Here is an 18,379-nt window from a genome sequence, read left to right as displayed (position 1 = left end):
AAATGCTTGTTACGCTTCAGCATATTCGCGCCGCGCGCGAACGCATTGCCGGCAAGGTCGAGCGGACACCTTGCGTGCTGTCGCAAAGCCTGTCGGAGCGCGCGGGCCACCCTGTTCACCTCAAGCTGGAGCACCACCAGACCACCGGCGCGTTCAAGCTGCGCGGCGCCTCCAATGCCATCGCCGCCCTGAGTCCGGAAGAAAAATCGCGCGGGGTCGTTGCCGCCTCGACCGGCAATCACGGCCGCGCGCTGGCGCACGCGGCCAAGCTCGAAGGCATCCGCGCGGTGATCTGCATGTCGAAGCTGGTGCCCGAGAACAAGCTCGATGCGATCCGCCGCCTCGGCGCGGATGTGCGCATCGTCGGCAACAGCCAGGACGACGCCCAGCAGGAAGTAGACAGGCTGGTGGCGGAGGAAGGGCTGGTCATGCTGCCGCCCTTCGACCATCCCGATATCATCGCCGGGCAAGGCACGCTTGGGCTGGAAATCATGGAGCAGGTTCCGGACGCGGCAAGCGTGCTGGTGCCGCTCTCCGGCGGCGGGCTGGCGGCGGGCGTCGCGGCGGCCGTCAAGGGTGTTAGCCCGGACACCAACGTCATCGGCGTCTCGATGGCGCGCGGCGCGGCGATGAAAGCCAGTCTCGATGCCGGCCGTCCGGTGCAGGTCGAGGAACTGCCAACGCTGGCGGACTCGCTTGGAGGCGGCATCGGCCTCGACAACCGGCTGACCTTCGCCATGTGCCGCGACCTGCTCGACGATGTGCTCCTGCTTTCCGAAGAAGAGATCGCGGTCGGCATCCGTCATGCCTATGAGCAGGAGCGCGAGATCGTCGAGGGCGCGGGCGCCATCGGCATCGGCGCGCTGCTTGCCGGCAAGGTCAAAGTGAGCGGCCCGACTGTGCTCATCCTCTCCGGCCGCAACATCGACATGAGTCTGCACCGCCGCATCGTCTGCGGCGAATCCTCCGGAAGGGAGCGTGCCGCATGAGCCGGATGACAATTCTCACAGAAGCCGAGCTGCGCAAGATCGTGACGCTCGACCTGGACGCCGTCGCCTGCGTCGAGAACGCTTTTCGCGCCCTGGCCACGCTGCCGGTGGCGATGCCGCCAATCTTGAGGCTCGACATTCCCGAGCATCGCGGCGAGGTCGATGTGAAGTCGGCCTACGTCCCCGGAATAGACGGCTTCGCCGTCAAGATAAGCTCCGGCTTCTTCGACAATCCGAAGCTCGGCCTGCCGAGCGGCGGCGGCATGATGGTGCTGCTTTCGGCCAAGACCGGCGTGGTCGAGGCGCTGCTGCTCGACAATGGCTATCTGACCGATATCCGCACGGCCGCTGCCGGCGCGGTCGCGGCCAGACATCTGTCGCGCGAAGACTCCAAGGTCGCGGCGATCTTCGGCGCCGGTCTGCAGGCAGGTCTGCAATTGGAAGCGCTACGCCTCGTGCGGCCGATCGAGGAAGCCCGCATCTGGGCGCGCGACGCCGTGAAGGCGGAGGCAACCGCCGCCCGCTTGCGCGATAAGCTCGGCATTCTGGTGCGCGCCGAGCCGGATGCGCCGAACGCGGCAGCCGGCGCCGACATCATCGTCACCACGACGCCGTCGACCGAACCGCTGATCAAGCCCGGCTTCGTTTCCGCCGGACAGCACATCACCGCGATGGGCTCCGATGCCGAGCATAAGAACGAGATCGCGCCGGCGATCCTGCGCATGGCCGATCTCTATGTCGCCGACAGCGCCAAGCAGACGCGGCGCCTGGGCGAGCTCCACCACGCCATCGAGGCCGCTGTCTTTGCCGCCGACGCCGAGGTCACTGAGCTCGGCCAGATCATCGCCGGCAAGAAACACGGACGACGCTCGGCGAGCGACATCACCATCGCCGACCTCACCGGCACCGGCGTGCAGGACACCGCGATCGCCACGCTGGCGCGCGACCGTGCGCGGGTGGCGAACGCTGGACACAATTTCGAAAGCTGATGCTGGCCGCGAGGCCCAACAAACGAGGACAACAAAATGCAGCCAAATTTGAAATTCTCGCGGAGCGAATTTGCCGATCGCCTCGCCAAGACGCGCAAAGCCATGGAGGCCAAAGGGGTCGATCTTTTGATCGTCAGCGATCCCTCCAACATGGCCTGGCTGACGGGGTATGACGGCTGGTCCTTCTATGTGCATCAGGCGGTCATCGTGCCGCCTACGGGCGAGCCGGTCTGGTACGGTCGCGGCCAGGACGCCAACGGCGCCAAGCGCACCGCCTATCTCGCGCATGACAACATCATCGGCTACGCCGACCACTATGTGCAGTCGACCGAGCGCCACCCGATGGACTATCTCGCCAGGGTGCTTGCCGAGCGCGGCTGGGACAAGCTCACCATCGGCGTCGAGATGGACAATTACTGGTTCTCGGCCGCTGCCTTCGCAGCACTTCAGAAGCATTTGCCCAATGCCCGCTTCGTCGACGCCACCGCGCTGGTGAACTGGCAGCGCGCGGTGAAGAGCCCGACCGAGATCGAATATATGCGCAACGCTGCTCGCATCGTCGAGGCCATGCACCAGCGCATCGTCGACAGAATAGAAGTCGGCATGCGCAAATGCGATCTGGTCGCCGAGATCTACGATGCCGGCACGCGCGGCGTCGCGGGCATAGGCGGCGACTATCCGGCGATCGTGCCGCTGCTGCCTTCGGGGGCGGATGCCTCGGCGCCGCATCTCACCTGGGACGACAAGCCGATGAAGGCGAACGAGGGCACGTTCTTCGAAATCGCCGGCTGCTACAACCGTTACCATTGTCCGCTGTCGCGCACCGTCTTCCTCGGCAAACCGACGCAGGCCTTCCTCGACGCCGAGAAGGCGACGCTGGAAGGCATGGAGGCAGGCCTGGCCGCCGCCAAGCCCGGCAACACCTGCGAGGACATCGCCAACGCGTTCTTCGCCGTCCTGAAGAAATACGGCATCGTCAAGGACAACCGCACCGGCTATCCGATCGGCATCTCCTATCCGCCGGACTGGGGCGAGCGCACGATGAGCTTGCGCCCCGGCGACCGCACCGAGCTCAGGCCCGGCATGACCTTCCATTTCATGACCGGCCTATGGCTGGAGACGATGGGGCTGGAGATTACGGAGTCGATACACATCACCGACACCGGCGTCGAATGCCTGGCCAATGTGCCGCGCAAGCTCTTCGTGAAGGACTGAACGATGTCCGCTCTGCGTCCATCGCCGATCGCGCCGACCGTCGACTTCGAGCGCGACGGCGTCCAGCACGGCTTCCTGCGCCTACCCTACAGCCGTGATGATTCCGCCTGGGGATCGGTGATGATCCCGGTCTGCGTCGTACGCAACGGCGACGGCCCGACGGCGCTGCTCACCGGCGGCAATCACGGCGACGAGTATGAAGGGCCGCTGGCGCTTTACGAGCTCGCCCGCACGCTCGATCCGAAAAATGTCTCAGGCACGGTCATCATCGTGCCGGCAATGAACTATCCAGCATTCCGGGCCGGCACGCGCACCTCGCCGATCGACAAGGGCAACATGAACCGCTCCTTCCCCGGCCGCCCCGACGGCACGGTGACGGAGAAGATCGCCGACTATTTCCAGCGCGAATTGCTGCCGCGCGCGGACCTCGTCTTCGACTTCCACTCGGGTGGCAAAACGCTGGACTTCGTGCCGTTCTGCGCCGCGCACACGCTGCCCGACAAGGAGCAGGAGAAAAAGGCCTTCGCCGCGGTCGAGGCTTTCTCGGCGCCGTTCTCGATGCGCATGACCGAGATCGACGCGGTCGGCATGTATGACACGGCGGCCGAGGAGATGGGCAAGGTCTTCGTCACCACCGAGCTCGGCGGCGGCGGAACCTCTCGCGCAGAGACCGTGCGGATTGCCCGGCGCGGTCTCCTCAACGTGCTTCGCCATGCCGGCATTGTGTCTGGTGCGGTCGAGAAGAGCAAAACCCAGTGGCTCGACATGCCGTCGGGCGATTGCTTCGCCTTCGCCGAGGATGACGGCATGATCGAGACCATGGTCGATCTCGGCGAACCGGTGGAGGACGGCGAGGTGGTCGCGCGCATCCATCCGCTCGGCCGCACCGGCCAGGCGCCGCAGGAGATCAGGGCCAGGATGTCGGGACTGCTCGCCGCGCGTCACTTCCCCGGCCTGGTCAAGGCCGGCGACTGCGTCTCGGTCCTGGCCGTGGCCGTTCAGGGATAATCTTGGCGGCCCGCCTGGAGTCTCTGTTTTTACGCAATTCCGGACGGAAAACCGCTACGCACTTTTCCTGGAATTGCTCTACTGCACCACGCGCTTCTCGAGCTTGCGGGCAAGGGTGCGCCGGTGCAGGCCGAGCCGGCGCGCGGTTTCGGAGATGTTGAAGCCGGTCTCGACCAGCGTCTCGTGGATGCGCTCCCATTCGAGGTTCTTGATCGAGGTGGGGCGGCTGGTGAGCGGCACAGACTCATCGCCCTCGTCGCGGCCGAAGGCGGCTTCGATGTCGTCGGTGTTGGCGGGCTTGGCCAGATAATGACACGCGCCGAGCTTGATCGCCTCGACCGCCGTGGCGATGCTGGCAAAACCCGTCAGCACGACGATCCGCATCGACGGATCGCGGGCGCTGAGCAACTTGACGCATTCGAGCCCCGATCCCGCTCCGAGCTTGAGATCGACGACGGCGTAGGCCGGAACGGCTTTTTCAAGCGCGGCCAGCAGCGCGTCGCGGTCGTGGCAGACCACGACGTGGTAGTCGCGCTTCTCAAACGAGCGTTTGAGCGTGCGCGCGAACGTCGCGTCGTCCTCGACGACGAACAGGGATCGATCAGGCTTCACGATCGCCTCCATCGGTCAGCGCCGCCAATGGCAGCGAAAGGGTAACGCAGGCGCCCTCGTCCGTATTGCGCGCCCAAACGTCGCCGCCGAGCTTGCGCACAACATTGAACACCAGGAAGAGACCCAGGCCACCGCCTGGACGTCCCTTGCTCGACATATAGGGCTGGCCGAGCCCGGCCAGAATATGCTTGTCGAACCCCGGTCCGCGATCCTTGACGGTGAACACCAGCTTCTCATCCTGCCGCCCGGCGGTGATGCCGACCCAATCGTGCGATGCTTCCAGCGCATTGTCGAGCACGTTGAAGATTACTTGCCGCAGCGCCGTGTCGGATACGATCGGCTCGTCCGGCCCGAAACCGTTGCTGAAGTCCAGTCCGGAAGGCTGGCGGCTGACACGCCATTCCTGGACAAGTTCGTCGAGGAACCGGCGGATCGTGGTGCGGATCGTGCCCTCGCCGCGCGCCTGGCCGGAGGACATGAGGATGCCGGTGACGATGCCTTTGCAGCGCTCGATCTGTGCCTGCATCTCGGCAACGTCCTCGGAAAGCTCGCGGTTGCGCTTGACGCCCTGCATCTGGCGCCAGTCGGACAGGATGACCGATATGGTCGAGAGCGGCGTGCCCAGTTCATGCGCGGCGCCGGAGGCGAGCAGGCCCATGCGCACGATGTGGTCTTCCTCGGCCGAACGCTGGCGCAGGTCGGCGAGATAGGCATCGCGTTCGCGCAAATTTCGGTTGATGCGCGTCATGAAGATCACGATCAGGCCGGCCGCCAGCACGAAGCAGATGAACATGCCGCGCAGATGCAGTGCCAGGAGGTCGCTGCCGCCGTGATGCGGAAGAGCGATCGGCTGGAAGACGAAGATGAGGAAGACGAAACAGGCGGAGGCCGCCACGACCAGGATCCAGGTCGACCATGGCGCCAGCAGCGCGGCGCCGAGCGTGATCTGCAGCAGATAGAGCGACACGAACGGGTTCGAGGCGCCGCCGCTCAGGTAAAGCTGCGTCGTCAGCGCCGCCATGTCGAAGATCAGCGCGACGAAGAGCTGCGCGTTGCTAATGCGGCGATTGCCGCGCAGCGCCAGCAGGCTGAAGATGTTCAACCCGACGAGGAACAACACCACGCCGGCCATCTCGGTGAGCGGCAGCGGGATGGCGAACCAGTATTGCGCCACCAGGATGGTCAGCACCTGCCCGGCCACCGCCAGCCAGCGCAAGTGAATGAGGAGCAGCAGGTTCTTCCTGTTCGTCACATCGGCGTTCGAGACGGCGCCCTGGCCGGCAAGAGGAGCCGCTGGGAACGGCTTCCCCTGATGAAGCCGCGCGATCGAGATGTTCATCTTGCCGCGTCCCGCTTCCGACGCCCGGCGAAGATCGGCCTGGCCGTGGCGATCGCCAGCATCGATGCCAGGGCAAACCAGGTCAAAGCATAGGCCAGATGGCTGTTGCGGAAGGTGACGACAGTCAGGCCGCCGCGCGGCCAGGCATCCGCGCCGGACGTCCCGGCATCGATGAAATAGGGCGCGACATCCGTCAGGCCGCGGGCTTTGGCGATTGCCGCGACATCGCGCGAATACCAGCGGTTGGCAGCCGGATCGTTGCTGCGCAAGAAACCGCCGCCGGGCTCGCTGATGCGCAGCAGCCCGTCAACCGCCGCAGGCGACCGCGGGCCGCTCTCTTGTTGAAATTCGGCCTTGCGCTCCTGCGGAACGAAGCCGCGGTTGACGAGGATCGTGAAGCCGCGATCGTCGCGCATCGGCGTCAGCACCCAATAGCCGCCACCAAGCTCGGTCACCGCCTGTACCAGCGTGTTGGCGCCGCCGGAAAAACTGCCGGTGAGACGTACGTGGCGATATTCATAGCCGGCCGCGTCGATATCAGCCCATGTTGCGGGTCCGGGCGCATCGACGACCGGAGCATCGATGCGCTGGTCGACGCGGGCGATCAGATCGAGCTTCCAGACCCGTCTTTCCAGCTGCCAGATGCCGAGCCCGACAAACACCAGGACACCGAGAAACCCGAGCAGCAGCAGGAACCATCGCGACGCCAAGCCGACACGCTGCGGCGATGCGACGAAGGAGCCGGCACGGCCGGCGATATCGTCCGCCCTTGTCCTCCCGGCGCCCGATACATGGCTCATGGCATCTGCTGCATCTCGTGGAGCCCGGGCATCATGTTGGCGTTGAGGTGGTACATCACCCAGAGCGAGCCGCTGAGCACGATAACGACGAGGATCACCGTGAAGATGAGCGCCAGCATCGACCATCCGCCTTCCGAGGCGGGGTTCATATGCAGGAAGAAGATCATGTGCACCACGATCTGCACCACCGCGAAGGCCATGATGATGATGGCTGTCGCCTGCTTGTTGTCGATGGCGCCGGTCGAGACCATCCAGAACGGGATGGCGGTGAGGATCACCGACAGGAAGAAACCGATCAGGTAGCCCTTCAGCGACCCATGCGCGGCGCTGCCATGCGCGTGGTCGTGACCGGCATGATCATGAGCGCTCATCGCAACGTCCCCATCAGATAGACGAAGGTGAAGACGCCGATCCAGACGACGTCGAGGAAGTGCCAGAACATCGAAAGGCACATCAGCCGGCGGCGATTGGCCTCGATGAGGCCGTGTCGCGCGACCTGCACCATCAGCGTCACCATCCAGACGATGCCGAAGGTGACATGCAGGCCGTGCGTGCCGACCAGGGTAAAGAAGGACGACAGGAAGGCGCTGCGCTGCGGCGTCGCTCCCTCATGGATCATATGCGCGAATTCGGAGAGCTCGATCGACAGGAAGGCGAGGCCGAAGAGCATGGTTACCGCGAGCCAGCCTTGCGTCGCGCCGACACGGCCCTTGTCCATGGTCAGCATGGCAAAGCCATAGGTGATCGAGGAGAGCAGCAGCATGGTGGTGTTGACCGCCACCAGGCCGAGATCGAACAGGTCCTTCGGCGCCGGACCCGCCGCGTAATTGCCGCCGAGCACGCCAAAGGCCGCGAACAGCATGGCGAAGATCAGGCAGTCGCTCATCAGATAGAGCCAGAAGCCGAGCATGGTGCTGTCGCCCTCGGCGTGCGCATGCTCCTCTTCCAGGTGGAAGACCGCTGCGGTATCAGCCGTGATCGCCGTGGATGCCATGCTCAAGCCCTAGCCCCCTCAGCGGCGAGGAGCGTCGTCCTCGCCTCCTCCGTTTGCGCGACCTCGGCCGCCGGGATGTCGAAGTCGCGGTGATAGTTGAAGGTGTGGCCGATCGCGGTGGCGATCAGGCAGACGAAGCTCAGCGCCGCCAGCCACCACATGTACCAGATTAGGCCGAAGCCGAGGGCGACGCTGAAGATCGCCAGGATGACGCCGGTGCCGGTGTTCTTCGGCATGTGGATCGGCTTGAAGCCGGTGAGCGGGCGCCGATAGCCGGCTCTCTTCATGTCCCACCAGGCGTCGTTGTCGCGGATGACCGGCGTGAAAGCGAAATTATAGGCGGGCGGCGGCGAGGAGGTCGACCATTCGAGCGTGCGGCCGTCCCAGGGGTCGCCGGTGACGTCGGCCAGTTCGGCCCGCTTGCGGATCGAGACAAAGATCTGGACCAGGAAGGCGGCGATGCCGGCGGCGATCAGCACGGCGCCGAAGGCCGCGATGACGAACCAGATCTGCAGCGACGGATCGTCGAAGACGCGCATGCGGCGCGTTACGCCCATCAGGCCGAGGATATAGAGCGGCATGAAGGCGAACCAGAAACCGAGCACCCAGCACCAGAACGAGACCTTGCCCCAGAACGGATCGAGCTTGAAGCCGAAGGCCTTCGGCCACCAGTAGGCGATGCCGGCGAACAGGCCGAACAGCACGCCGCCGATGATGACGTTGTGGAAATGCGCGATCAGGAACAGGCTGTTGTGCAGGACGAAGTCGGCCGGCGGCACGGCGAGCAGCACGCCCGTCATGCCGCCGACAACGAAGGTGAGCATGAAGGCCACCGTCCACATCATCGGCAGCTCGAAGCGGATACGGCCGCGATACATGGTGAACAGCCAGTTGAACATCTTCGCCCCGGTCGGGATCGAGATGATCATCGTGGTGATGCCGAAGAAGGAGTTGACGCTGGCGCCGGAGCCCATGGTGAAGAAGTGGTGCAGCCAGACCAGATAGGACAGGATGGTGATGACCACCGTGGCGTAGACCATCGAGGTGTAGCCGAACAGGCGCTTGCCGGAGAAGGTCGAGGTGACCTCGGAGAAGACGCCGAACAGCGGCAGGATGAGGATGTAGACTTCCGGGTGACCCCATATCCAGATGAGGTTCACATACATCATCGGGTTGCCGCCGAAGTCGTTGGTGAAGAAGTTGGTGCCGACATAACGGTCGAGCGCCAGAAGCGTCAGCACCGCCGTCAGCACCGGGAAGGAGGCCACGATCAGGATGTTGGTGCAGAGCGAGGTCCAGGTGAAGACGGGCATGCGCATCATCGTCATGCCGGGGGCGCGCATCTTGATGATGGTGCAGATCAGGTTGATGCCGGACAGTGTCGTGCCGACACCGGCGACCTGCAGCGCCCAGATGTAATAATCGACGCCGACGTCGGGACTGTAGTTGATGCCCGAGAGCGGCGGATAGGCCAGCCAGCCGGTCCGGGCGAACTCGCCGACGAACAGCGAGGCCATGACCAGGATGGCGCCGCCCACCGTCATCCAGAAGCTGAAATTGTTGAGGAAGGGGAAGGAGACGTCGCGCGCGCCGATCTGCAGCGGCACGACGAAGTTCATCAGCCCGGTGACGAAGGGCATCGCCACGAAGAAGATCATGATCACGCCATGCGCCGTGAAGATCTGGTCGTAGTGATGGGCGTTGAGATAACCTTCCGAACCGTTGAAGGCGATGGCCTGCTGCAGGCGCATCATGATGGCGTCGGAGAAGCCGCGAAGCAGCATGACGAGGCCGAGCACCATGTACATGACGCCGATCTTCTTGTGGTCGACGCTGGTAAACCACTCGCGCCACAGATAGCCCCAAAGCTTGAAATAAGTGATGGCGGCGAGAACCGCGAGGCCGCCGAGCGCCACCACGATGAAGGTGCCGACGACGATCGGCTCGTGCAGCGGCAGCGACTCCAGAGTGAGGCGGCCGAAGATGAATTTGGTCAGCGTCTCAGGCATCCGCCATTCCTCACAATTCCAAGCGCAGCAGGCCGAGCGACGGCGTCTCGGCGTCGGCGCGGCGGCTGCCCGTACCGGGCGCGAGCAGGCCAACGCCGCGCAGCGGGGACAGATCCCTGAGCGGCCAATCCTTGTCATCGTCGTTACGGGCCGCGCGCGAAGCGGCAGCCGCCTCCTCCGCTGTGCAGATGCTGGCGACATAGGACGGATCGTTGCCGAACACCGCCCCGCGCCGGGCGACCTTGTCATATTGCAGCGGCAGGGTGTTGCGGACGCCGGCGAGCCCCAGGCCGCCCTTGGCGTCGATCGACATCATCTCGTTCATGCACATCTTACCGGGCTCGACGCACAGATTGAGGATGGCGCCGAAGAGGTCGGGATCGACGGAGGCATAGTGCCGGACCGGCTCGTTCTCGCTCGGACGTTCGAGCTCGAGATAGGTCTCGCGGCTGAGCGTGCCCTGCGCGCTCTTGGCCTGCGCCACCCAGTCGGCGAAGGCCTGGTCGGAGAGGCCGTGGAACGCGAAGTGCATGCCGGAGAAGCCGGCGCCGCTGTAATTGGCCGAGAAGCCGATATAGGTGCCCGGCCTGTTGACGACAGCGTGCAGCTTGGTCTCCATTGCAGGCATGGCGTAGATCTGCCCGGCAAGGGCCGGAATGTAGAAGGAATTCATCACCGTGGACGAGGTGATGCGGAAGTCGATCGGCTGGTTGACCGGCGCCGCCAGTTCGTTGACGGAGGCGATGCCGTAATCCGGATAGATGAACAGCCATTTCCAGTCGAGCGCGACGACCTCGACCCTGAGCGGCTTGTGGTTCTGCGTCACCGGCTGTCCCGGCTCGATCCGGTCGATGCGCCGGTAGGGGTCGAGCAGATGCGTGCCAAGCCAAGTGAGCGCGCCCAGGCAGATGATGACGAGAAGGGGCGCCGCCCAGATCACCAACTCCAGTTTGGTCGAATGGTCCCAGTCAGGCGTATAGGTCGCCGTGGTGCTGGATTGTCGGTAGCGCCAGGCAAACAGCACGGTCAGCGCCATGACCGGCACGATGATGAGCAGCATCAAAAGGGTCGAAACGACGAGCAGGTCGCGCTGCTGCGCCGCCACGTCGCCCGCGGGCGACAGCACGACGAAGTCGCAGCCGCTCAGCAGCACGGCCAGGGGAAGCAGAAGCAAGGCTCCGGATCGTTTCATCAAACGCTGCTCTCGATAGTCCGGCGCAACAGGCCTATCATGTTGCAATGCGGTATCCACCAACGGCTACCGCTGACGGGCCCGAGACGACATTGGACAATTTGTCCAATGCCCAGTCGGCGCGGCTTTGGCGAAAGTGTGCAACGCACAATGGGATGACAATCGCGTCCCGCATCCAACTCGGTGGCGACGGAATAGATGGCTGAAACTTCGACTGCCGAAACCGACAGCAGGCTGATCGGCTCGCATCACGGCCAGGTCAGCGCCGGCGATATCGCGGTCGGCGTGATCATCGGCAGGACGTCGGAATTCTTCGATTTCTTCGTCTATGCGATCGCTTCCGTGATCGTGTTCCCCAAGCTTGTCTTTCCAATGCATGATCCGCTGGTCGGGACGCTTTACTCCTTCGCCATCTTCGCGCTGGCCTTCATCGCGCGTCCGTTCGGCACGGTGCTGTTCATGGCGGTCGACCGCGCCTATGGCCGCGGCGCCAAGCTGACCATCGCGCTTTTCCTGCTCGGCACCTCGACCGTCGCCATGGCGTTCCTGCCGTCCTATGAAGACGTCGGCGCGGTCGCCGCCTGGCTGCTGGCGCTGACCCGGTTCCTGCAGGGCCTTGCGCTTGGCGGGACATGGGACGGATTGCCCTCGCTGCTGGCGCTGAACGCGCCGCAGAACCGGCGCGGCATCTATGCGATGATCCCGCAGCTCGGCGCGCCGATCGGGCTTATCGTGGCGAGCTCGCTATTCGCCTTCTTCGTCGCCAACCTCTCGGCCGAGGATTTCTTCAGCTGGGGCTGGCGCTATCCGTTCTTCGTCGCTTTCGCCATCAATGTCGTGGCGCTGTTTGCCAGGCTGCGCATCGTCGTCACGCCCGAATTCTCGAAACTCTACGAGAGCGGCGACCTGCAGCCGACCCGCATCAGGGACATGATCAGCACGGAAGGCCGCAACGTCGTCGTCGGCGCCTTCGCGCCGCTGGCGAGCTTCGCCCTGTTCCATATGGTCACGGTGTTTCCGCTGTCCTGGGTGTTCCTGTTCACCAACGAAGGGCCGGAGCGCTTCCTGGTGATCGAGGCGGTGAGCGCGCTGTTCGGCATCGCGGCGATCGTCGCTTCGGGGCCGCTGGCCGACCGCGTCGGGCGTCGCGCTTTGCTCGGCGGCGGCGCCGTCGCCATCGCCGCATTCAGCGGCTTTGCCCCGCAGCTTCTCAACGGCGGCACCGTCGGCGAGACCGTGTTCATGGTGCTGGGCTTCATCCTGCTCGGCTTGAGCTTCGGGCAATCCTCGGGCGTCGTCGCGTCGAGCTTCTCGCGCCAGCACCGCTATACCGGCTCGGCGGTGACGTCGGACCTCGCTTGGATGTTCGGCGCCGGCTTCGCGCCGCTTGCAGCCCTGCTGCTGGCCGGCACGTTCGGCCTCATCGCCGCCGGCGCCTATCTGCTTTCAGGCGCGGCCTGCACGCTGGTCGCGCTATGGATCGACAGGCAGGCCTCGACGACCGGCCGCTAGAACCCGACCGCTAGCACATTGTCGCAGGCGCCAATCAGACCCGGTAGAAATCCCGATACCATTCCACGAAGCGCGGAACGCCGACCTCGATCGGGATCGTGGGCTTGAAGCCGGTCACCTCCTCGAGCGAGGTGACGTCGGCGTAGGTCGCCGGCACGTCGCCCGGCTGGAGCGGCATCAGGTTGCGGATTGCCTTGCGCCCGAGCGCCTCTTCCAGCACGTCGATCAGCCGGCTCAGCTGGACGGGTGAACTGTCGCCGATATTGTGGATCCTGTACGGCGCATTGCTTGTCGCCGGGTCCGGGGCCGCGCTTGTCCACTCGGGGTCGGGCGTCGCGGGATGCTCCATGACGCGGATCACGCCCTCGACGATATCGTCGATATAAGTGAAGTCCCGCTGCATGTTGCCATGGTTGAAAACGTCGATCGGCTGGCCGGCGAGAATGGCCTTGGTGAAGATGAACAAGGCCATGTCGGGCCGGCCCCACGGACCGTAGACGGTGAAGAAGCGCAAGCCCGTGGTCGGCAGTCCGAACAGATGGCTGTAGGTGTGGGCCATCAGCTCGTTCGCCTTCTTGCTGGCGGCGTAGAGGCTCAAGGGATGGTCGGCGGAATCATGCACCGAAAATGGCATGCGCGTGCTGCCGCCATAGATCGAGCTCGACGATGCATAGACGAGATGACCGACCGAGGCCTGACGGCACCCTTCCAGGATGTTGAGGAAGCCGTTGAGATTGCTCCGCGCATAGACGTGAGGATTGATCAGCGAATAGCGGACCCCCGCCTGCGCGGCGAGATTGACGACGATCTCCGGCGTTGCCGATGCAAAGAGCGCCGAGATGCGGTCGCGGTCGGCGAGATCGACATGTTCGAAGCGGAAGTTCGCGAACCCTTTCAGCCGCTCGAGCCGCGCCTTCTTCAGGGCAACGTCGTAATACTCGTTCATGGAATCGAGGCCGACAACCTGCCGGCCTTCGGCGAGCAGCCTGTGGCAGAGGTGAAAGCCGATGAAGCCGGCCGCGCCGGTGATCAGGATAGGCCTGCTCGACGTCAATTCGTGCCCCCAACGTTGTAGTCAGACCAGACCGATCTTTCGTCGGCAGCCCGCGGTCCCGTCCGGAATTCCTCAAGCCGGTCGAAAACTTGCGCCTTTTATGGCAGGCCGTCGACGAATTCAACGATACGCCTTTCTCTGCCGTCTCGACACAACCTACCGGTCATTGCGACGCCAGTGGCTGCAAGGTTGGCGCGGACCAGATGCGGCAGCAGCGCCGTCGATCTCAGCCTGCGCGAACCCGCCATCGGTGCGGCTGGGGCCGGCCCGGAAGGCGAGCAGTATCCGACGGCGGAAATACGATCTCAAGCCGATGCTCATATACGAGCGCTATCAGGGATCGGACTCATCCATGCGAAATGAGATTGCGCTTCCAAGGCCGATTGAGGATTTGATTTTCTTGGTGATCCTCCTTTGCTGAGGCAAACTCTCCAGGGCTGTCAGGAGGAGAAATGAGAGCACGCGCGGCGACGGTCGGAGACCTGGAGGATGTTTTCCGCGGCCTGTCCAAGCGAATGTCGGACGAATATGTGGCGGCCGGCAAGGACAGCAAAAGCGCCTATGACAATCTGATGATGAATTTGAAGGAAGGCCGGGCGCATGCGCTCGTGCAAGACGACAGGACGGTGGCGATCATCGCCTGGCACGAGCATGCGGACGCCGCAGATACGCTGTTTGCAGCGCGGGAAGATTTCTTCAACGCCGCGACGGTCCGCTTCTGCAAGCGGCACATCCGCCATGTCCAGGCGCTTGCCGGCAACCTTCCCATACATTCGCGCAGCTGGCTGGACAGGCCGGACGTCGCGAAATGGTTCCGCGTGATCGGCTATGTCGAGCGAGGGCGGGAGAACGGCGCCCACCTGTTCGAGCTGCCACCGGCCGCCAATAGCTGACCAAAGCGAGACCATTCCTTGCTGCTCTTGAATACAGGGCGGCTTGCGCGAAAATCCAATTGGAAAGATTGTAGGCGCAGGCAGCCGGGCAACCTGGCACGCCGGATGGGTATGGCTGCTGGAAATGGGGATGTTGCGCGTCTGCCTGGCGGTTGTCGCCATCGCTGCCCTGACGAGACCGTCAGGGGCGGAATCGCGTGCGTCCCATCTTTTCGACCGAGCTGACCTCACGGCAGCCTATTCGGGGCAATCCGATCTCGTCACCGCGTATGCGACCGGCATGGCGCGCTACCGGCTTCTATATGCGGGCCAAGCGGCCCATGCCGAGCTGGCCGCGCCGCTCGAGCCTCGCCTGCTGCGGCCTGAATTCAAGCAACGGACATGGCGTTCGGCGGACGGCAGCCTGCTTCAGGGATTTGCCGGCAAGGGCGGCTTCCGGTTGACCACAGGCAATTGCGTGAGCCGCATCTGCGTGGCCAGCGAGTGCAGCGAAGCGGGCTGGCCGCTCTATGCCTGCAGCGACGGGCGCAAGCGCAGCATGTCGGTCAAGAGCTTCGTGACGGCAACATTCGACGGGGTTTCCTACCGGCGATTGAGCGCGCCACAGGAGTGACATTGGCGATCTGACCGAGGTGACGGAGCGCTTGCGCCCATCTCGCCATGCATGGCATCGGTTGCGGCGTTCTGAGCAAGTCCGAAGACAAAGACAGTGGCACGCCAACCCGACCGACGATCCGCAACCCCAAGGGTCAGCCTCGCCCGGGCGCTCTCCAAGCTGGGCTTCTGCTCGCGCACGCAGGCAGAGCGTCTGGTCGCCGAGGGGCGCGTCCAGGTCGGCGGCAAGACCGTGCGCGACGCCTTGCTGCGCATCGACCCCGACTGCGACCGCATCACCGTCGACGGCGAGCGCATCGTTGCCGAGCGCAAGGTCTATCTGATGCTCAACAAGCCACGCGGGCTGGTCACCACCCGCGACGATCCCGAGGGCCGCGGCACCGTCTATGACTGCCTGGAAGGGCTCGACCTGCCTTTCGTGTCGCCCGTCGGCCGGCTCGACAAGGCAAGCGAAGGGCTGCTCTTGATGAGCAACGACACGCGCTGGGCGAACGGCCTGCTCGACCCCGCTTCGCATGTCGCCAAGACCTATCACGTGCAGATCGCGGCCGCGCCCGACGACGAAATGTTGGAACGCTTTCGGCAGGGCGCGGTCGTCGACGGCGAGTTGCTCACCGCACGCTCGATCGGGTTGTTGCGCAGCGGCGGGCGGACGGCCTGGCTGGAAATCGTGCTCGACGAGGGACGCAATCGGCAGATCCGCAGGCTGCTCGGCGCTTTCGACATCGAGGTGCTGAGGCTGGTGCGCGTGGCGATAGGCGGTCTTCAGCTCGGCGAGCTTGCCAAGGGCAAGGCGCGGCATCTGACGAGCGAGGAGCTGGCGATCCTGGGGATTTGACGCGCCAGGCGCTCCCCCTCACCCGGATTGCCAACCGAATTGCGAAGAGCAATTCGGGGCAATCCGACCTCTCCCCGAGGGGAGAGGAGCAGGTAAGCGCCGGCGCCAACCTCTTCTCCCCTCGGGGAGAAGGTGGCCGCGAAGCGGCCGGATGAGGGGGAGTCGCGACCGCTATTTCTGGTTCCACCGCCGGATGACCGGTTCGGTCAGGTCGTGCTCGTAGCCGAGGATGCTGAGGCTGGCGGTGTCTAGCACGAAATGCTGGCCGCCCTCAGGCGGCAGGCCGACCCAGCGCGCCGCGAAGACACGCAGGAAATGCGAGCTGGAGAAGATGAGCACGTTGCCGGCAATCGCGCGCAGCCCGGCGATGATGGCGTCGGCGCGGGCGCCGACATTGGCCGCCGTCTCGCCGTTCGGGCAGCCGTCGCGGAACAATTGCCAGCCGGGGCGCTTCGCCAGGATTTCCTTGGTCGTCACGCCTTCATAGGCGCCGTAATCCCATTCCTGCAGGTCCAGCTTCTTGACCGCGCGCGCGCCAAAGCCGGCGAGCCGGCAGGTATCGAAGGCGCGCTGCGAGGGGCTCGACCAAACCGCCTGGAAGGTCAGGCCCTTGAGACGATCGGCCACGCCGCGCGCGGCCTCCTCGCCTTTTGCGGTCAGAGGGATGTCAGTGCGGCCAGTATGCCTGCCAGAGGCGCTCCATTCCGTCTCGCCGTGGCGAACGACGTAGATTTCGGGAAACGCACTGCTCATCGACCGCCCTCATCCTTGAATTCACCGGTGGGAGAGCCGGCGGCGTCACCCTATGCGGCGGCCGGCAAAAAGAACAGGCCGCGGCTGAGCCGCGGCCTGCACAGGCTCGGGAGGGATGCCTGAATTGCCTGTCACTCCGCGGGCAGCAGGCCGCCGGACAGCGCGAGGTCGGCCTCCTCCGGCAACTGGCCGGCCATGGCGGCGGCGAATTGCTTCTGGTCGAGCTCGCCTTCCCAGCGCGCCACGACGATGGTCGCCACCGCGTTGCCGACAAAGTTGGTGAGCGCGCGGCATTCCGACATGAAGCGGTCGACGCCGAGGATCAGCGCCATGCCGGCGACCGGCACCGAAGGCACCACCGAGAGCGTGGCGGCCAGCGTGATGAAGCCGGCGCCGGTGATGCCTGCGGCGCCCTTGGAGCTCAGCATGGCGACGAGCAGGAGCAGGATCTGGTCGCCGAAGGTGAGCGGCGTGTCGGTCGCCTGGGCGATGAATAGCGCGGCAAGCGTCATGTAGATGTTGGTGCCGTCGAGATTGAAGGAATAGCCGGTCGGGATGACGAGACCGACCACCGAGCGGTTGCAGCCGGCGCGCTCCATCTTGGCCATCAGGCCTGGAAGTGCCGCCTCCGACGACGAGGTGCCGAGCACCAGGAGCAGCTCTTCCTTGATGTAGCGGATCAGCGCCAGGATGGAGAAGCCGTTGTACCATGCGACGGCGCCCAGAACGACGAGCACGAAGAGCAGCGACGTCAGGTAGAAAGTGCCGATCAGGAAGGCGAGATTGGCGATCGTGCCGATGCCGTATTTGCCGACGGTGAAGGCCATGGCGCCGAAAGCGCCGATCGGGGCTGCCTTCATCAGGATGGCGACGAGGCGGAAGATCGGCGCGGTCAGCGCCTGCAGGAAATCGACCACGGGGCGGCCGCGCTCGCCGACCAGCGCCAGCGCGACGCCGAACAGCACCGAGAAGAACAGCACCTGCAAGATGTCACCCTGCGCAAAGGCGCCGGTGATGGTGTCGGGAATGATGTTCATCAGGAAGCCGACGATGGTCGTGTCATGCGCCTTCTCGGTGAAGGTCGAGACCTTCGAGGCATCGAGTGTCGCCGGATTGATGTGCATGCCGGCGCCGGGCTGGATGACGTTCGACACAACCAGGCCGACGATCAGCGCCAATGTCGAGAAGACAAGGAAATAGATCATCGCCTTGCCGGCGACGCGGCCGACCTTGTGCAGGTCGGAGACGCCCGCGATGCCGGTCGCCACGGTGAGGAAGATCACCGGCGCGATGACCATCTTGACCAGCTTGATGAAGGCATCGCCGAGCGGCTTCAGCGAAGCGCCCAGATCGGGATAGAAATGGCCAAGCAGGATGCCGGCGGCGATCGCCACCAGGACCTGCACATAGAGATGCCGGTAAAAGGGAACCTTGCCGCGCGGTTCGGCGGCAGCGATTGCTGTCTGCATGATATCCTCCGTTCGACCCCCGATCGAGACGCTCGACCTCCCAGGGGGCTGTTGACCTCCGCAGCCTCGCGGCTGCTGCGGAGGCACTCGCAACACGC

18 protein-coding genes are annotated in these 18,379 nt (G+C 64.6%); 8 read left to right on the top strand and 10 right to left on the bottom strand.

All coding sequences use genetic code 11. The features are described from left to right. The first annotated feature begins 2 nt into the window (after positions 1-2). The 4 genes from eutB to doeB are packed head-to-tail and all read left to right on the top strand — an operon-like array spanning position 3 to position 4,201. A complete protein-coding gene (gene eutB / locus EN852_RS15170) occupies positions 3-989 on the top strand; it encodes a hydroxyectoine utilization dehydratase EutB (protein ID WP_189545971.1) in 987 nt (328 codons plus the stop codon). Continuing rightward, positions 986-1,978, top strand: a complete 993-nt coding sequence (locus EN852_RS15165) for a cyclodeaminase (RefSeq protein WP_127876032.1) — start codon at positions 986-988, stop codon at positions 1,976-1,978. Before eutB ends, EN852_RS15165 begins: the two co-directional genes overlap by 4 nt. A 36-nt stretch (positions 1,979-2,014) precedes the next feature. Then, entirely contained in the window at positions 2,015-3,193 is a 1,179-nt protein-coding gene (gene doeA, locus EN852_RS15160) for an ectoine hydrolase DoeA (protein ID WP_127876033.1), read from the top strand. 3 nt (positions 3,194-3,196) lie between these two features. Beyond that, the gene (gene doeB / locus EN852_RS15155; RefSeq protein WP_127876034.1) at positions 3,197-4,201 is read left to right on the top strand and encodes a N(2)-acetyl-L-2,4-diaminobutanoate deacetylase DoeB; all 1,005 of its coding nucleotides are present in this window, start codon (positions 3,197-3,199) and stop codon (positions 4,199-4,201) included. Between the two features lie 78 nt (positions 4,202-4,279). Here the strand turns inward: doeB and EN852_RS15150 are convergent, their stop codons facing one another. Genes EN852_RS15150 through cyoA form a run of 7 tightly spaced genes read right to left on the bottom strand, consistent with a single transcriptional unit; the run spans position 4,280 to position 11,147 of the window. Then, a complete protein-coding gene (locus EN852_RS15150) occupies positions 4,280-4,813 on the bottom strand; it encodes a response regulator transcription factor (protein ID WP_189545969.1) in 534 nt (177 codons plus the stop codon). Further along, entirely contained in the window at positions 4,803-6,152 is a 1,350-nt protein-coding gene (locus tag EN852_RS15145) for an ATP-binding protein (RefSeq protein ID WP_127876036.1), read from the bottom strand. Before EN852_RS15145 ends, EN852_RS15150 begins: the two co-directional genes overlap by 11 nt. After that, the gene (locus EN852_RS15140; protein WP_127876037.1) at positions 6,149-6,952 is read right to left on the bottom strand and encodes an SURF1 family protein; all 804 of its coding nucleotides are present in this window, start codon (positions 6,950-6,952) and stop codon (positions 6,149-6,151) included. Before EN852_RS15140 ends, EN852_RS15145 begins: the two co-directional genes overlap by 4 nt. Next, positions 6,949-7,323 (bottom strand): cytochrome o ubiquinol oxidase subunit IV, encoded by a 375-nt coding sequence (gene cyoD / locus EN852_RS15135; RefSeq protein ID WP_127876038.1) that lies wholly within the window; start codon positions 7,321-7,323, stop codon positions 6,949-6,951. Before cyoD ends, EN852_RS15140 begins: the two co-directional genes overlap by 4 nt. Further along, positions 7,320-7,946, bottom strand: a complete 627-nt coding sequence (gene cyoC, locus EN852_RS15130; RefSeq protein ID WP_189401685.1) for a cytochrome o ubiquinol oxidase subunit III — start codon at positions 7,944-7,946, stop codon at positions 7,320-7,322. Before cyoC ends, cyoD begins: the two co-directional genes overlap by 4 nt. Positions 7,947-7,948: 2 nt before the next feature. Further along, on the bottom strand, positions 7,949-9,955 hold the full coding sequence (gene cyoB, locus EN852_RS15125; RefSeq protein ID WP_127876040.1) for a cytochrome o ubiquinol oxidase subunit I: 2,007 nt from the start codon (positions 9,953-9,955) through the stop codon (positions 7,949-7,951). A gap of 10 nt (positions 9,956-9,965) precedes the next feature. Then, complete coding sequence (gene cyoA / locus EN852_RS15120; protein WP_127876041.1) at positions 9,966-11,147, bottom strand: ubiquinol oxidase subunit II; 1,182 nt, start codon at positions 11,145-11,147, stop codon at positions 9,966-9,968. A gap of 198 nt (positions 11,148-11,345) precedes the next feature. On the opposite strand from cyoA, the gene EN852_RS15115 reads away from it, so the two are divergent. Next, complete coding sequence (locus EN852_RS15115; protein WP_127876042.1) at positions 11,346-12,659, top strand: MFS transporter; 1,314 nt, start codon at positions 11,346-11,348, stop codon at positions 12,657-12,659. Between the two features lie 34 nt (positions 12,660-12,693). Here the strand turns inward: EN852_RS15115 and EN852_RS15110 are convergent, their stop codons facing one another. Beyond that, positions 12,694-13,713: an NAD-dependent epimerase gene (locus EN852_RS15110; protein WP_127876043.1), complete on the bottom strand. Its 1,020-nt coding sequence runs from the start codon at positions 13,711-13,713 to the stop codon at positions 12,694-12,696. A 452-nt stretch (positions 13,714-14,165) separates the two neighbouring features. Here EN852_RS15110 and EN852_RS15105 point away from each other — a divergent pair, with 452 nt between their 5' ends. From EN852_RS15105 to EN852_RS15095, 3 genes are all read left to right on the top strand, one after another. After that, on the top strand, positions 14,166-14,606 hold the full coding sequence (locus tag EN852_RS15105; protein WP_127876044.1) for a hypothetical protein: 441 nt from the start codon (positions 14,166-14,168) through the stop codon (positions 14,604-14,606). Between the two features lie 43 nt (positions 14,607-14,649). Then, a complete protein-coding gene (locus EN852_RS15100) occupies positions 14,650-15,219 on the top strand; it encodes a hypothetical protein (RefSeq protein ID WP_246694296.1) in 570 nt (189 codons plus the stop codon). A 96-nt stretch (positions 15,220-15,315) separates the two neighbouring features. After that, the gene (locus EN852_RS15095; protein WP_127876045.1) at positions 15,316-16,059 is read left to right on the top strand and encodes a pseudouridine synthase; all 744 of its coding nucleotides are present in this window, start codon (positions 15,316-15,318) and stop codon (positions 16,057-16,059) included. Between the two features lie 171 nt (positions 16,060-16,230). On the opposite strand, the gene EN852_RS15090 is transcribed toward EN852_RS15095, so the two are convergent. Beyond that, a complete protein-coding gene (locus EN852_RS15090) occupies positions 16,231-16,812 on the bottom strand; it encodes a histidine phosphatase family protein (protein ID WP_127876046.1) in 582 nt (193 codons plus the stop codon). A 131-nt stretch (positions 16,813-16,943) separates the two neighbouring features. Next, positions 16,944-18,281, bottom strand: a complete 1,338-nt coding sequence (locus EN852_RS15085) for a dicarboxylate/amino acid:cation symporter (protein ID WP_127868569.1) — start codon at positions 18,279-18,281, stop codon at positions 16,944-16,946. Positions 18,282-18,379: the final 98 nt, after the last annotated feature.

Origin of the sequence: Mesorhizobium sp. M2E.F.Ca.ET.209.01.1.1 (genome assembly GCF_004010375.2) — a bacterium.
Lineage (GTDB): Bacteria > Pseudomonadota > Alphaproteobacteria > Rhizobiales > Rhizobiaceae > Mesorhizobium.
This window is presented reverse-complemented; position numbering and strand designations above follow the sequence as displayed.